This window comes from Streptomyces sp. HUAS MG91 (assembly GCF_040529335.1).
Classification (GTDB): Bacteria; Actinomycetota; Actinomycetes; order Streptomycetales; family Streptomycetaceae; genus Streptomyces; species Streptomyces tabacisoli.
Genome location: NZ_CP159534.1, coordinates 4,442,575 through 4,456,696 on the forward strand (window position 1 = coordinate 4,442,575; position 14,122 = coordinate 4,456,696).

At 71.2% G+C, this 14,122-nt stretch carries 7 protein-coding genes and 3 tRNA genes; 5 read left to right on the top strand and 5 right to left on the bottom strand.

The window, feature by feature from the left end; all coding sequences use genetic code 11:
- Nucleotides 1-31 precede the first annotated feature (31 nt).
- Nucleotides 32-4,057, bottom strand: coding sequence for an ATP-dependent RNA helicase HrpA (gene hrpA, locus ABII15_RS20190; protein ID WP_353943726.1), 4,026 nt, complete (start codon nucleotides 4,055-4,057; stop codon nucleotides 32-34).
- A 113-nt stretch (nucleotides 4,058-4,170) separates the two neighbouring features.
- On the opposite strand from hrpA, the gene ABII15_RS20195 reads away from it, so the two are divergent.
- Nucleotides 4,171-5,319, top strand: a complete 1,149-nt coding sequence (locus ABII15_RS20195; protein WP_353943727.1) for an ABC transporter permease — start codon at nucleotides 4,171-4,173, stop codon at nucleotides 5,317-5,319.
- A 55-nt stretch (nucleotides 5,320-5,374) separates the two neighbouring features.
- Here the strand turns inward: ABII15_RS20195 and ABII15_RS20200 are convergent.
- The 4 genes from ABII15_RS20200 to ABII15_RS20215 all read right to left on the bottom strand — a co-directional run bounded on the left by ABII15_RS20200 (nucleotide 5,375) and on the right by ABII15_RS20215 (nucleotide 7,320).
- Nucleotides 5,375-5,448 (bottom strand) — tRNA-Phe (locus ABII15_RS20200).
- Between the two features lie 23 nt (nucleotides 5,449-5,471).
- A tRNA-Asp gene (locus tag ABII15_RS20205) sits at nucleotides 5,472-5,546 on the bottom strand.
- A gap of 37 nt (nucleotides 5,547-5,583) precedes the next feature.
- Nucleotides 5,584-5,656 (bottom strand) — tRNA-Glu (locus ABII15_RS20210).
- A gap of 80 nt (nucleotides 5,657-5,736) precedes the next feature.
- The gene (locus ABII15_RS20215) at nucleotides 5,737-7,320 is read right to left on the bottom strand and encodes a metallophosphoesterase (protein WP_353943728.1); all 1,584 of its coding nucleotides are present in this window, start codon (nucleotides 7,318-7,320) and stop codon (nucleotides 5,737-5,739) included.
- A 58-nt stretch (nucleotides 7,321-7,378) separates the two neighbouring features.
- Between ABII15_RS20215 and ABII15_RS20220 the strand changes: the two genes are divergently transcribed.
- The 4 genes from ABII15_RS20220 (at nucleotide 7,379) to ABII15_RS20235 (ending at nucleotide 14,078) form a co-directional block, all read left to right on the top strand.
- A complete protein-coding gene (locus ABII15_RS20220; protein ID WP_181512717.1) occupies nucleotides 7,379-7,729 on the top strand; it encodes a metallopeptidase family protein in 351 nt (116 codons plus the stop codon).
- Between the two features lie 139 nt (nucleotides 7,730-7,868).
- Nucleotides 7,869-8,414, top strand: a complete 546-nt coding sequence (locus tag ABII15_RS20225) for a hypothetical protein (RefSeq protein ID WP_353943729.1) — start codon at nucleotides 7,869-7,871, stop codon at nucleotides 8,412-8,414.
- A 238-nt stretch (nucleotides 8,415-8,652) separates the two neighbouring features.
- Nucleotides 8,653-10,815: a DEAD/DEAH box helicase gene (locus ABII15_RS20230; RefSeq protein WP_353943730.1), complete on the top strand. Its 2,163-nt coding sequence runs from the start codon at nucleotides 8,653-8,655 to the stop codon at nucleotides 10,813-10,815.
- Nucleotides 10,816-11,015: 200 nt separating this feature from the next.
- Nucleotides 11,016-14,078: an FG-GAP-like repeat-containing protein gene (locus tag ABII15_RS20235; RefSeq protein WP_353943731.1), complete on the top strand. Its 3,063-nt coding sequence runs from the start codon at nucleotides 11,016-11,018 to the stop codon at nucleotides 14,076-14,078.
- The last annotated feature ends 44 nt before the right edge of the window (nucleotides 14,079-14,122 follow it).

Below are 14,122 nucleotides of genomic sequence, written 5' to 3' on the forward strand. Positions count from 1 at the left end.
CCGGTCGAACTCACCCAGCGTGCCTGCTCCGTCACGGCACTTGGGCGTCGATCGCCTTCACGATCCGCTTGTCGGAGACCGGGTACGCGGTGCCCAGGGCGTGCGCGAAATAGCTGACCCGCAGCTCCTCGATCATCCAGCGGATGTCCAGGACGGCCTGCGGCACCGGCCGCCCCTGCGGCATCTGCTCCAGCAGCCACGCGTACTCGTCCTGCATCTCGTGGACCTTCTCCATGCGGGAGGTGTCCCGCTGGGCGCCCGTCGGCATCTGCTGGAGCCGCCGGTCGGCCGCGACCAGATAGCGCATCAGGTCGCCGAGCCGGCGCAGCCCGGTCGCCGTGACGAAGCCCGGCTTCACCAGGGCGTCCAGCTGGGCGCGCACGTCCTGGAGGTTGGGCAGCAGCGTCGGGCTCCGCATCGACTTGAGGCGGCGCTCGCAGGCCTGCCAGGCGGCGAGCACCTGCCGCACCTGGTCCACGGTGTGCACGGTCGTGTCGACGATCTCCGCGCGCACCTTCTCGTAGAGCGCGCGGTACGACTCCTCGTCCCAGGCCGGGCCGCCGAAGTCCGCGATGAGCTTGTCCGCCGCGGCCGTCGCGCAGTCCTCGAAGAGGGCCTGCACGGAGCCGTGCGGGTTCGCCGACAGGGCCAGCTTCGCCGCGTTGTTCAGCTTGTCCGAGGCGAACTTCGCCGGGTTCACCGGGATGCTGCGCAGGATGAGCCGGCGGGTGCCCCGCCACATGGCCTGCGCCTGCTCGGCCTCGCTGTCGAAGAGGCGTACGGACACGGTGTTCGCCGCCGGGCCGTCGTCGACCAGCGCCGGGTACGCCTTGACCGGCTGGCCGGCCCGGCGGGTCTCGAAGACCTTCGACAGGGTGCCGATCGTCCAGTCCGTCAGGCCCTTCTGCTCGACCGACGGGCCGCCCGCGCGCTCGGCGGTGGCCGCCGCGGCCTTGGAGATGGCCTGCCGGGCCTTCGGGCGCAGCCGGAGCTTCAGCGCCTCCAGGTCCTTGTCCTCGGCGAGGTTGCGGCGCCGCTCGTCGACGATCCGGAAGGTGATCTTCAGGTGGTCGGGTACGCGGGTGAGGTCGAAGTCGTCGGCCTTCACCGGGACGCCGACCATCCGCTGCAACTCGCGGGCGAGCGTCGTCGGCAGCGGCTCCTGGAGGGGAACGGCCCGCTCCAGGAACGCCTTCGCGTAGTTCGGCGCGGGCACATAGTTGCGGCGGATCGGCTTGGGCAAGGAGCGGATCAGCTCCACGACCACGTCCTCGCGCAGGCCCGGGATCTGCCAGTCGAAGCCCTCGTCCGTGACCTGGTTGAGCACCTGGAGCGGGATGTGGACGGTCACGCCGTCGGCGTCCGCGCCCGGCTCGAACTGGTACGTCACCCGGAACTTCAGCGCGCCCTGCCGCCAGCTGTCCGGATAGTCGGCCTTGGTGACCGCCTCCGCGGACTCGCGGATGAGCATGGAGCGCTCGAAGTCGAGGAGTTCGGGCTCCTCCTTCTGCTTGTGCTTCCACCACGAGTCGAAGTGGGCGCCCGAGACGACGTGCTCGGGGACGCGCTGGTCGTAGAAGTCGAACAGGGTGTCGTCGTCGACCACGATGTCGCGCCGCCGGGCCCGGTGCTCCAGCTCCTCGACCTCGGTGAGGAGCCTGCGGTTGTCGGCGTAGAACTTGTGGTGCGTCCGCCAGTCGCCCTCCACCAGCGCGTTGCGAATGAACAGCTCGCGCGAGACCTCGGGGTCGATCCGGCCGTAGTTGATCTTCCGCTGGGCGACGAGCGGGACGCCGTACAGCGTCACCTTCTCGTACGCCATCACGGCCGCCTGGTCCTTCTCCCAGTGCGGCTCGCTGTACGTGCGCTTGAGCAGGTGCTCGGCGAGCGGCTCGACCCACTCGGGCTCGATCTTCGCGTTCACCCGTGCCCAGAGCCGGGACGTCTCCACCAGCTCGGCCGACATCACGAAGCGCGGCGGCTTCTTGAAGAGCGCCGAGCCGGGGAAGATCGCGAACTTCGCGTTGCGGGCGCCGATGTACTCGTTGCGGCCCCGGTCGCGGCCCGCCTGCTTGGGGTCCTTGGCCTGCGACTCCTTGGACTCCTTCACGTCCTTCATCCCGATGTGGGAGAGCAGGCCGGCGAGGAGGGAGACGTGGATGGAGTCGCCGGGGGCGTCCTCCTCGTTGAGATGGATGCCCATCTGCTTCGCCACGGTCCGCAGCTGCGTGTAGATGTCCTGCCACTCGCGGATGCGCAGGAAGTTCAGGAACTCGCGTTTGCACATGCGGCGGAACGCCGAGGAGCCCAGCTCCTTCTGCTGCTCGCGCACATGGCGCCACAGGTTCAGGAACGCCAGGAAGTCGCTGGTCTCGTCCTTGAAGCGGGCGTGCTGCTGGTCGGCCTGCGCCTGCTTGTCGGAGGGGCGCTCGCGCGGGTCCTGGATGGACAGCGCGGCCGCGATCACCATGACCTCGCGCGCACAGCCGTTCTTGTCGGCCTCCAGGACCATCCGGGCCAGGCGCGGGTCCACGGGCAGCTGGGAGAGCTTGCGGCCCTGCTGCGTGAGGCGCTTGCGGTGGTCCTTCTCGGACGGGTCCAGCGCGCCCAGCTCCTGGAGGAGCTGCACGCCGTCGCGGATGTTGCGGTGGTCCGGCGGGTCGATGAAGGGGAACTTCTCGATGTCGCCGAGGCCGGCCGCGGTCATCTGGAGGATGACGGAGGCCAGGTTCGTGCGCAGGATCTCGGCGTCCGTGAACTCCGGGCGCGCGAGGAAGTCGTCCTCCGAGTACAGGCGGACGCAGATGCCGTCGCTCGTACGGCCGCAGCGGCCCTTGCGCTGGTTGGCGCTGGCCTGGCTGACGGGCTCGATGGGCAGCCGCTGCACCTTCGTACGGTGCGAGTACCGCGAGATGCGGGCGGTGCCCGGGTCGATGACGTACTTGATGCCCGGGACGGTCAGCGAGGTCTCCGCGACGTTCGTCGCCAGAACGATCCTCCTGCCCGTGTGCTGCTGGAAGACCCGGTGCTGCTCGGCGTGCGAGAGCCGCGCGTACAAGGGGAGTACCTCAGTGAATCGGTACTTCTTCTTCTCCAGCGCGTCCGCCGTGTCCCGGATCTCGCGCTCGCCGGAGAGGAAGACGAGGATGTCGCCGTCGCCCTCGGCCATCAGCTCCTCGCACGCGTCCGTGATCGCGGTGATCTGGTCGCGGTCGGAGTCGGCTGATTCCTCGGTGGCCTCTTCGAGGAGCGGGCGGTAGCGCACCTCGACCGGGTACGTCCGGCCGCTGACCTCGACGATCGGCGCGTCGCCGAAGTGCCGCGAGAAGCGCTCGGGGTCGATGGTCGCCGAGGTGATGACGACCTTCAGGTCCGGGCGTCTGGGCAGCAGCTGCGCCAGATACCCCAGCAGGAAGTCGATGTTGAGGGACCGCTCGTGGGCCTCGTCGATGATGATCGTGTCGTAGGCGCGCAGCTCGCGGTCCGTCTGGATCTCGGCGAGCAGGATGCCGTCCGTCATCAGCTTGACGAACGTACCGTCCTGGTCGACCTGGTCCGTGAACCGGACCTTCCAGCCGACCGCCTCGCCCAGCGGCGTGTGCAGCTCGTCGGCGACGCGCTCGGCGACCGTGCGGGCCGCGATCCGGCGGGGCTGGGTGTGGCCGATCATGCCGCGCACGCCCCGGCCCAGCTCCAGGCAGATCTTGGGGATCTGCGTGGTCTTGCCGGAGCCGGTCTCGCCGGCCACGATCACGACCTGGTGATCGCGGATCGCGTCGGCGATCTCGTCCTTCTTCTGGCTGACCGGAAGCTGCTCGGGGTACGTGACGTCGAGGGCCTCGCGGCGCTCGCGGCGTACGGCCGTGCGGACACCGGCCTTCTCGGCGTCCGCGTCGATCTCCGTGAGGACGGCGGCGCGGGCCTCGGGCTTGCGGATCTTGCGGGCGCCCTCGAGCCTGCGCCCGAGCCGGTGCGCGTCGCGGAGGGACAGCTCGGACAGCCGCCGCGCGAGGGCGGCGAACTGATCGGCGGCGGCGGGAGCAGGCTGCGTAGACATACGTGCTCCAGGATCTCACCTCGGGGAAATCCGTGGCGAACGGTTTTGGCTGCGTCCGCGCCGTGCGGCGCTCTCGGGATGTATGCGGCTTATGACTGAATTAGCGTGCAGGTATGTCGCCGCTGCCCGACGAGGAACAACCGCGCCCCCACCCGCCGCACGGCGAGCCCGCCGAGCCCGCCGAGCCCGCCGAGCCCGCCGGGCATCCCGCGCACGGCGCGCACGGCCGTCCGCCGACCCGGGCGGACCGCTGGGCGGGCTTCAAGAAGTCGCCGTTCCTGCCCGCGCTGGTCCTGACGTTCATCCTGGCCGCGGCGGCGGCCCTGTTCGCCGCCTCCTACACGTACTCCATGGCGAACCCGACCCCGCACCACATCCCGACCGGCGTCACCGGCGAGCGGGACGCGGCGCGGCGCAGCGCGTTCGTCGGGGCGATGGAGAAGGCGCTCGACGCCCAGCTCGACCTGAAGCACTACGCCACCCGGGAGGCGGCCCGGAACGCCATCGACGAGCAGCGGATCTACGCGGTCCTGGACGTGCGGGACGACGGCTCCCGGGTCGATCTGGAGGTCTCCGGCGCGTCCGGGGTCTCGGTCGCCCAGGTCTTCACCGAGTCGGCGCCGCAGGTCAGCAAGGAGACCGGCATCCCGGTGACGGTGAAGGACCTGAACCCGTTGCAGAGCGGCGACCCGCGCGGCCTGGCGATCTTCTACATCTCGCTGGCGGCCGTGATCATCGGCTTCGTCGGGGCGATCCAGCTGAGCGTGCACGCGCGCGGCCTGAACCCGGCGGAGCGGATCCTGGCCACGGTCGCGTACGCGCTGCTCGGCGGGTTCGCGGTGGCGGCGGTCGTCGACTGGGGGCTCGGCGCGCTCGATCTGCCGTTCGTGGAGTCGTGGCTGATCCTCGCGCTGACGATGTTCACGTGCGGGATGGTCTTCACGATGTTCAACACGTTCTTCCACCGCTGGGCGATGATCCCGACCTGGGGCCTGCTGGTCCTGGTCGGCAACCCGGCGTCGGGCGGCGCGGTGGCGCCCCCGCTGCTGCCGACGGTCCTCGGCCGCATCGGCCAGTGGCTCCCGCCGGGCGCGTCGGTGAACGCGCAGCACACGGCGGTCTACTTCCAGGGCCACCAGCACGCGTTCCCGTTCCTGGTGCTCGGCGGCTGGGCGGTGCTCTCGTCCGGCCTGTTCTGGTTCTGGCGGCACCGGCACCCGGGCGGCCGGGGCACCCAGCCGCTGCACGCGGCCGCCGTGTGACCACCTGACACAGGAACGCCGAAGGCCCCGTCCGCAGACGGGGCCTTCGATGAAGTGGCTGGGGCCGGGATCGAACCGGCGACCTATCGCTTTTCAGGCGATCGCTCGTACCAACTGAGCTACCCAGCCACGCAGTTCACGAGGAACTGCAGCGGTCCTGACGGGATTTGAACCCGCGGCCTCCACCTTGACAGGGTGGCGAGCACTCCAAACTGCTCCACAGGACCAAGCTGTGCGTGCAACAGTGTCGCACACGGTTTTGCGTGCCCCCAACGGGATTCGAACCCGTGCTACCGCCTTGAAAGGGCGGCGTCCTAGGCCGCTAGACGATGAGGGCTATCGGCCCGCCTGCGCGCTTCGCAGCGCGTCGGGGACGTGAGAAGCATATGGGATGCGGGGAGCTATCGCCAAAACGGTTTACGGGGACCCGCTCGGGGCGCTCGGCGAGGGGGTGGCGCCGGGCTGGTTCTCCTTGGGGAGATGGCGGCTGACCTCGGCCTTCGTCAGGCCCAGACCGCCCAGCCGGATCTCGTCCCAGGCCTGGAGGCGCTTGCCGCCCCGGTCCAGATAGAGCACCGACGCCTCGACCGGATCGGGGTGGCCGTTGTCGTTCTCGACGGCGCGCAGTCCGCTGCCGCCGGTCGAGCCCTCGATCCGCAGCCGGGTGCCCAGCGGGAGCACCTGCATCTCCTCGTGGTGGACGTGCCCGGCCAGGACCAGCGGGACGGTGCCGTCGACCTCCTTCGCGGCGGCCGGCTCGTGCGCGAGGGCGATGTCGACCGGGGTGCCCGCCGCCTTCTGGTCGCGGATGGCCGAGGCGAGCCGCAGGCCCGCCATCCGTTCGGCCGGGTCGCCCGGGGCCACGGTCGAGCGGTCCGGGGTGTACTGCGGGTCGCCGGTGCCGGCGAAGCGCAGGCCGGCCACGCTGACCGCCCTGCCGTCGTCGAGGACGTGGACGTTCTTGAAGCGCTTCCGGTCGGAGAGGTACGCCTGCGTGTCCTTCTTTGAGTCGTGGTTGCCGCGGATCCAGACGTAGGGCGCGCCCAGGTCCTTGATCGGGTCGAGGAAGGCGTTCTCCGCGGCCGAGCCGTGGTCCATCGTGTCGCCGGTGTCGACGATCACCGAGATCCGGTACTGCCGCACGAGCGAGGCGATGATCTTCCAGGACGCCGGGTTGAGGTGGATGTCCGAGACGTGCAGGACCCGGATGGTCGAGGGGTCCGGCTGGTACGTGGGCAGTGTGGACGTCACGTCGTAGAGCTGGGTGACATTGGTGACGAGCCGCGCCAACTCCTTCTGGTAGACGTCGAATTCGGTGACGATCGAGCGGGCGTTGCCGACGACGGAGGGCGCCGAGGAGAGCAGCCCGGAGAACTTCGGCTCCAGGACCGACTTGGGGTTCCAGGTCGCGTACGCGGTCGCGCCCGATGCCGCGAGCAGGGCGAGGGCCAGCCCGCCGGCGGCCAGGGCGCGGCGCGGGCGGCGGTAGACCGCGAGGCCCAGCGCCGTCGCGCCGGCGACCACGGCCACGCAGGAGCGGATCGCCAGGTCGGCGGTGCCGTGCTCGACGTCGCGGGCCACTTCGTCCTGGAGTCCGGAGAAGCGCTCGGGGTGGTCGACCAGTTGCTGCGCGCGGGCCGGGTCGAGCTGGTCCACGTCCACGTCGAGGCGGATGGGGGCGGTGTGCGAGTCGAGCTCCAGGGCGCCCAGCGGCGACACGTTGATCTTGGTGCCGCCGGTGAGGGAGGGGCGCAGGGTCATCTTCGTGTCCATGGGGCCCACGGGGGCCCGCACGCTCCCGACGATCAGCAGGCCGAGCCAGGCGCCCAGCAGGACCACGGCGACGAGGCCGAGGGCGCGCGCGTACGGGTGGGGCTGGTGGACCAGTTCCTGGGCGAGGCGCGGGTGCCGGGTGCGGCGCGGTGACCCGGTGCCGCGTGCGCCCCGGACCTGTCGCGGGGACCGGATCCGGCGGAGGGCTGCTGCGGGCGAGCGGGCCATTGCTCCCGTATGCCCAAGTGGACGGGTCGATATGCGGGTTGTACCGGACAATGGACGGGTGCTGGAGATGACGCGCGAGGAGTTCGAGGAACTGGTGGCCGAGGCGCTCGACCGGATTCCGCCCGAGTTGACGCGGCTGATGGACAACGTCGCGGTGTTCGTGGAGGACGAGCCGCCCGCGGACGATCCCGAACTGCTCGGGCTCTACGAGGGCACGCCCCTGACCGACCGGGGCGAGTGGTACGCCGGAGTGCTCCCGGACCGGATCACGGTCTACCGGGGGCCGACGCTGCGCATGTGCGCGTCGCGGGAGGACGTGGTCGCGGAGACGGAGATCACCGTGGTGCACGAGATCGCGCACCACTTCGGGATCGACGATGCGCGGTTGCACGCCCTGGGATACGGCTGACGGTCGTTCTTTGTGCGGGGTTTGTGCGGTGCCGGTGACGGCCGTGTCCCGTCCGTGTGCCGGTGCGTGTCCTCCCGAGGGGCCCGCCAGTTGGGGACGGTGACCTCGTCTCCCGCCGGATTCCCGGAGGTGCCCGCCCGTGCGCCAGCTGTCCGTCACCCGTGAGTCCCGCGACCCTCGTGACCCCCGTGCCCTTCTCCGGTCGGTCGGCCGGCTCGCCGTGACCACGGTGGCCGTCGCCGCGGCCGCCGGGTGCATGAGCGTCGCCGACGACGGCCGTCCCGCGGCGCCGTCGCCGTCCGCCTCGCCGCGGAGCGCGGGCACCGCGCCGGACGGCGGGACCGTGGTCTCCGACGGCGCGGAGGGGGTGGGGACGCAGGCGGGCGACTCCGCACCGCGGGCGGGCGAGACGTCCGGCGCCCCGACCCCGACGCCCTCGGCGACCGGGCCGGGGCCGAGGACCGCGCCGCCGAGCCGGGGGACCGCGACGTCCGCGCGCGCCTCCGCGTCGGCCAGGCCCTCGTCGCCGCGCGACACGCCGTCCTCGCCGGAGCCCACCTCGGAGCCGCCGACGCCGTCGCCGACCCCGTCGCCCACGACCGCCGAGCCGTCGTCGTCCGCCCACGAGCAGTCCGGTCCGGCGGCGGACGGGGTGCCCGCGCCGCAGGCGGGGGACCCCGTGTAGGGGCGCGCCCCGGGTCCTGTGACCCGAGTCTCAGGGAGGCGGTTTGCCTTGGGGGGTGAGGGGTGCGTATGGTGGTAGATCGTTTGATCCCATTTGCCCGGCGCCGTCAAGAGAGCGCCGCGTGGCGCGTACTCTCCCTTGCCGTGGCTGGACCGCATTGAGGCGGTCGACTTGCGAAAGCGCAATTACACGGAGTTGACGGGCGCGTGCCGAGACTCCGGAAGGTTTCGCATTTCGCATGTCCATTTCCACTGAAAACACCGTGCCCGAGCAGGCCGCAGAGGCTGCCGAGACCGTCGAGAACATCGAGGCCACCGACGCTGTCGAGGCCACCGAGACCGTCGAGGCCGTCGAGGCCGTCGAGAACGACGAGCCCACCGTCACCTTCGCGGACCTCGGTCTGCCCGAGGGCGTCGTGCGCAAGCTCGCGCAGAACGGTGTGACCACCCCCTTCCCGATCCAGGCCGCGACCATCCCGGACGCCCTGGCCGGCAAGGACATCCTCGGCCGTGGCCGCACTGGCTCCGGCAAGACCCTCTCCTTCGGCCTGCCGACGCTGTCGCGTCTGGCCGGCGGCCGCAGCGAGAAGCACAAGCCGCGCGCCGTCATCCTCACCCCGACCCGTGAGCTCGCGATGCAGGTCGCGGACGCGCTGCAGCCCTACGGCGACCAGGTCGGCCTGAAGATGAAGGTCGTCTGCGGCGGCACCTCGATGGGCAACCAGATCTACGCCCTGGAGCGCGGCGTCGACATCCTCGTCGCCACCCCGGGCCGACTGCGCGACCTCATCAACCGCGGCGCCTGCGACCTCTCCGAGGTCGAGGTCGCGGTCCTCGACGAGGCCGACCAGATGTCCGACCTGGGCTTCCTGCCCGAGGTCACCGAGCTGCTCGACCAGGTTCCGGCCGGCGGCCAGCGGATGCTCTTCTCCGCCACCATGGAGAACGAGATCAAGACGCTCGTCACCCGCTACCTGAACGACCCGGTCAGCCACGAGGTCGACGCCGCCCAGGGTGCCGTCACGACCATGTCGCACCACATCCTGATCGTGAAGCCGAAGGACAAGGCGCCGGTCACCGCGGCCATCGCCGCCCGCAAGGGCCGCACGATCATCTTCGTCCGCACCCAGCTGGGCGCCGACCGCATCGCCGAGCAGCTGCGCGACGCCGGGGTGAAGGCCGACGCGCTGCACGGCGGCATGACGCAGGGCGCGCGCACCCGCACCCTCGCCGACTTCAAGGACGGTTACGTCAACGCGCTGGTCGCCACCGACGTCGCCGCCCGCGGCATCCACGTCGACGGCATCGACCTGGTCCTGAACGTGGACCCGGCCGGCGACCACAAGGACTACCTGCACCGCGCGGGCCGCACCGCCCGTGCCGGCCGCACCGGCACGGTCGTCTCCCTGTCGCTGCCGCACCAGCGCCGCCAGATCTTCCGCCTCATGGAGGACGCGGGCGTCGACGCCGGGCGCCACATCATCCAGGGCGGCGCCGCCTTCGACCCGGAGGTCGCCGAGATCACCGGCGCCCGTTCGATGACCGAGGTCCAGGCCGAGTCCGCGGGCAACGCCGCGCAGCAGGCCGAGCGCGAGGTCTCCTCCCTGACCAAGCAGCTGGAGCGCGCCACCCGGCGCGCCGCCGAGCTGCGCGAGGAGGCCGACCGCCTCACCGCCCGCGCCGCCCGTGACCGCGGCGAGGACGAGGAGGGCGTGGCCGCCGCCGTGGCCGCCGCGACCGAGGCCGCCGCCGAGGCCGTCGCCGCCGCCGAGGTGCCGCGCCAGGAGGAGCGCCCCACCGAGCGTTCCTCGTACGAGCCGCGCCAGCGCCGTGACGAGCGGGGCAACTACGAGCGCCGTGACCGTCGTGACAACGACCGTGGCGACCGTGGTGGCTTCCGCCGGGACAACGACCGCCGTGACGACCGTGGTGGCCGTTCCTTCGAGCGTCGCGACAACGACCGTGGCGGTTTCCGCCGCGACGACCGTCGTGACAACGACCGTGGCGACCGTGGTGGCTTCCGCCGGGACAACGACCGTCGTGATGACCGTGGTGGCCGTTCCTTCGAGCGTCGCGACAACGACCGTGGCGGTTTCCGCCGCGACGACCGTCGTGACAACGACCGTGGCGACCGTGGTGGCTTCCGCCGGGACAACGACCGCCGTGACGACCGTGGTGGCCGTCCCTTCGAGCGCCGTGACGACCGTGGCGGCTTCCGCCGCGACGACCGTCCCTCCGGCGGTCACCGGGGCAGCGACCGTCCGTTCAACCGCGACCGCCGCGACGACCGCCCGTCCAGCGGCCACCGTCCCTACGGCCGCCGCGACGACCGGGCCGGCTCCGGCTCGGGCTCCTCGTTCGGCCGCCGCGACGACAAGCCGCGCTGGAAGCGCAACGGCTGATCGGTGACCGGCACCGACCGGCCCTGATCCACCGAAGCGGGCCCACTCCTCGGAGTGGGCCCGCTTTGTCGTGCTCACGCTGCTAAGCTCCGGGGGCCCGTGCATCGGGCAATCACTTCTGTTCCGAGGGGCCCCACACCCTCCGAAGTTCTGGAGACGCGCCGTGCCGTGGTGCCGCGCGCTCGTTTCGGGGAGGGCCCTTGAAGGGCGTAGAGAAGAGACCGGCACGTACGCGCGCGCTCGCGGGCGGTGCCGTGGTCGCCATGGCCGGTGCGCTGCTGCTGCCCGCCGGAACTCCGGCAGGTGCCGCCGACGGGCCCGCCGAGTCGGTGATCGCCGCGCAGCCCCGCTTCCTGCCGCGGTCCGAGCAGCTGTACACCGCGGGCGAGTCCGGGTACCTCCACATGCAGGAAGGCACCAGCGGCGTCCAGTGGAGCGACGGCGCCTCCGACGCCGCGCGGGCGGTGGCCAACGGTACGCTCAACACCGGGCTGGGCGCGATCCGGGCCGCCTCCCCCTCCCGCGCGGTGACCGTCACCGACCTCGGCAGCGGGGACAAGACCTCGTTCACCGTGCCGACCGGGCAGAGCTGGTACAACACGTACAACGAATCCGTCCTGATGACCTTGGTCAACGACACCGTCAAGGGCGCCACGACCGAGGTGCACCTGATCGCGGCGGACGGCACCGACAAGGCCACGACCCAGCTGCCCGCAGGGCTGGTCATCACCGGTCTGGCCGCTCAGGACCGGCACGGCGCGGTGCTGAAGTTCCGCGGCGCCGACGGCACCCACCTCTACGCCGTCGACTACTCCACCGGCGCCGTCACCGAGGTCTTCGCCTCGCTCTCCCGGAGCGAACTGCCCACCGCCTTCGCCCTGTCGAAGGACACGGTGCTCGGCTACAAGCCCGCCGCGCTCACCGCGTTCACCACCGAGCGCGGCCGTGCCGACGCCCCGGTCGTTCGCACCACGGTGCCGGGTCCGACGGGCTCCACCTCCACGCCGGACGCGTCGATGGCGCTCGCCGGCCACCGCATCCTGGTCTCCCACCGCGAGGCCCAGCCGACCTACTCGCAGGGCCAGAAGCTGTACGGCGTCACGATCGGCGGCGGCGCCACCGAACTCCTCGCGCACACCGGGGAACGGTTCGCCACGGCCCCCGACGGCAGCGTCCTCGCCGTCGGCGGCAGCGGTGCCGGGGACTGGGCGGTGCGCCGGTACACCCCGGACGGCGGCTCCTCCGTGGTCCGCGAGGTGCCACCGGTGACGGCCGAGATCGATGGTCTGTCCGTCGCCGCGGGCCGGCTGTCCGTGGCGTCCCTGAACGAGGGGGACTCGGAGCTCGGCCTGTACACGTATGACCTGGACGCCTCCGGCAGGCCGGGCGAGCGCGCGCTGAGCCACATCATCGGCAGCTATTACGCGAACTGCGCGACGGGCTCGAAGTGCGTGGCACTGTACGGCACGGGCAACGGCCAGACCGGCTACTCCACGGGCGGCTCGGTCCACCTCCCGATCGACGGGGGCACCTTCGACCTGGTCAGTCTGCCCGGGGTCACGGACGCCCGGATCGCCGACATCTCCGGCCGGTACGTCCTGATGGAGTCGGCCGCCACCAAGAAGCAGTACATCGCCGACAGCGAGGAGAACTCCGCCGACGAGATCATCCACACCCGCACGGCCTCCGCCGCCGCCCTGTGGGGCACCAAGCAGTGGAAGCCCGGAACCACGACCGGCAGTGTCAACGCGTACGACCTGAAGACGAAGAAGACGTCCGCCGACGTGAAGCTCGGCTCCGGCTGTGTGCCCAAGGAGCTCCAGGCCGTGGGGCGTTGGCTCTACTGGAACTGCGGCCCCACCGGCAAGGCCGGCGTGTGGGACCTGACGGTGGGCAAGAACATCACCGTCCCCTCGGGCGGCGAGTCGCTGCTGGGCGACGGCTTCCTCGTCCGCCATGACCGCGGCGGCGTGGGCAAGCTGCTCCTCACCGACTTCCACGGCGGCGCGGGCACCTCCGTCACCACCCGCGACGTCGCCGACCTGCCCGCCGGGGACCTGCCGACGCAGCGGCACATCACCTGGGACGTCGACCGGTACACCGGCACCGTCGTCTGGGCCGACGGCGACCAACGCATCCACATCCGGCCCACCGGAGTGCCGCGCACCCCGGTCGCGTCGGTCGAGTCGACCACCGACGACTTCATCAACCTGGGCTGGACGGGCGAGGCCGAGCAGAACATCTGGCACGGGGCGTTCCAGCTCAGCCGCCCCGCCGCCCGCTGGAAGCTGACGTTCAAGGACGTGCACGGGCGCACCGCCCGCACCGTCACCACGGGGAAGGCCCAAGGCGCGCACCTGGCCCTGACCTGGGACGGCAAGCGCGACGACGGCTCGGTCGTGGACGGCGGCCGCTACACCTTCTCCCTCGCCGCGGACGCCGGTGACGGGTACCGCACGGTGCGGTCGGGCACCACGGAGGTCGCGGGCGCGAAGACCACGTACCGCGACTACGACGGCAACGGTTTCGGCGAGCTGTACTCCTTCAGCTCGAAGGGCACCCTGCACGCCGACGAGTTCCACGGCAGCGCGGGCATGTGGTCGTCCTCCAGCTCCGGCTGGCCGACCGGCAACCGCTTCTTCCCCTTCGGCGACCTGAGCGGCGACCGTTGCAACGACGTCCTGGTGCGCACCTCGTCCGGCACGCTCCACCGCTACGACGGCAGCTGCTCCGGCGCGGTCAGCACGAAGAGCCCGCACGTCTCGCTCGGCACGGGCTGGACCGCGTACGACTACCTGACGTGGGCCGGTGACCTGAACCGCGACGGCCGTCCCGACCTGCTCGCCCGCAAGAAGTCCACCGGTGACATGTACGTCTTCGCCGGCACCTCAGCCGGGAAGCTGGGCTCCGGCAAGAAGATCCGCTCGGCCTGGAAGACGTACAACCAGATCCTGGGCGCGGGCGACCTGAACGGCGACGGCGTCGGCGATGTCCTCACACGCGGCACGAACGGCACGCTGTACCGCTACGAGGGAGCGGGGGACGGCACCCTCAAGGACCGCAAGACGGTCTTCACCAAGTGGGGCTCTTCGTACCGCAAGGTCATCGGCATCGGCGATCTCAACTACGACGGGAAGAACGACCTGCTGGTGTACGACACGTCGGGCCGCGTCTGGCGGAATCTGGGCGACGGCAAGGGCTCGTTCTCGTCCCGTGCGCAGGTCTGGGACGGCTACACGAACTACGCGGGCGGTCTCTCCTGACCCCCCACTCCTGACCTTGATCAGGAGCATGTCATGCCCCCGGC

Excerpts from the sequence above, each read along its gene's own strand:
- hrpA (WP_353943726.1), bottom strand. The coding sequence starts at position 4,057 with ATGTCTACGCAGCCTGCTCCCGCCGCCGCCGATCAGTTCGCCGCCCTC.
- ABII15_RS20195 (WP_353943727.1), top strand. The coding sequence starts at position 4,171 with ATGTCGCCGCTGCCCGACGAGGAACAACCGCGCCCCCACCCGCCGCAC.
- ABII15_RS20215 (WP_353943728.1), bottom strand. The coding sequence starts at position 7,320 with ATGGCCCGCTCGCCCGCAGCAGCCCTCCGCCGGATCCGGTCCCCGCGA.
- ABII15_RS20230 (WP_353943730.1), top strand. The coding sequence starts at position 8,653 with ATGTCCATTTCCACTGAAAACACCGTGCCCGAGCAGGCCGCAGAGGCT.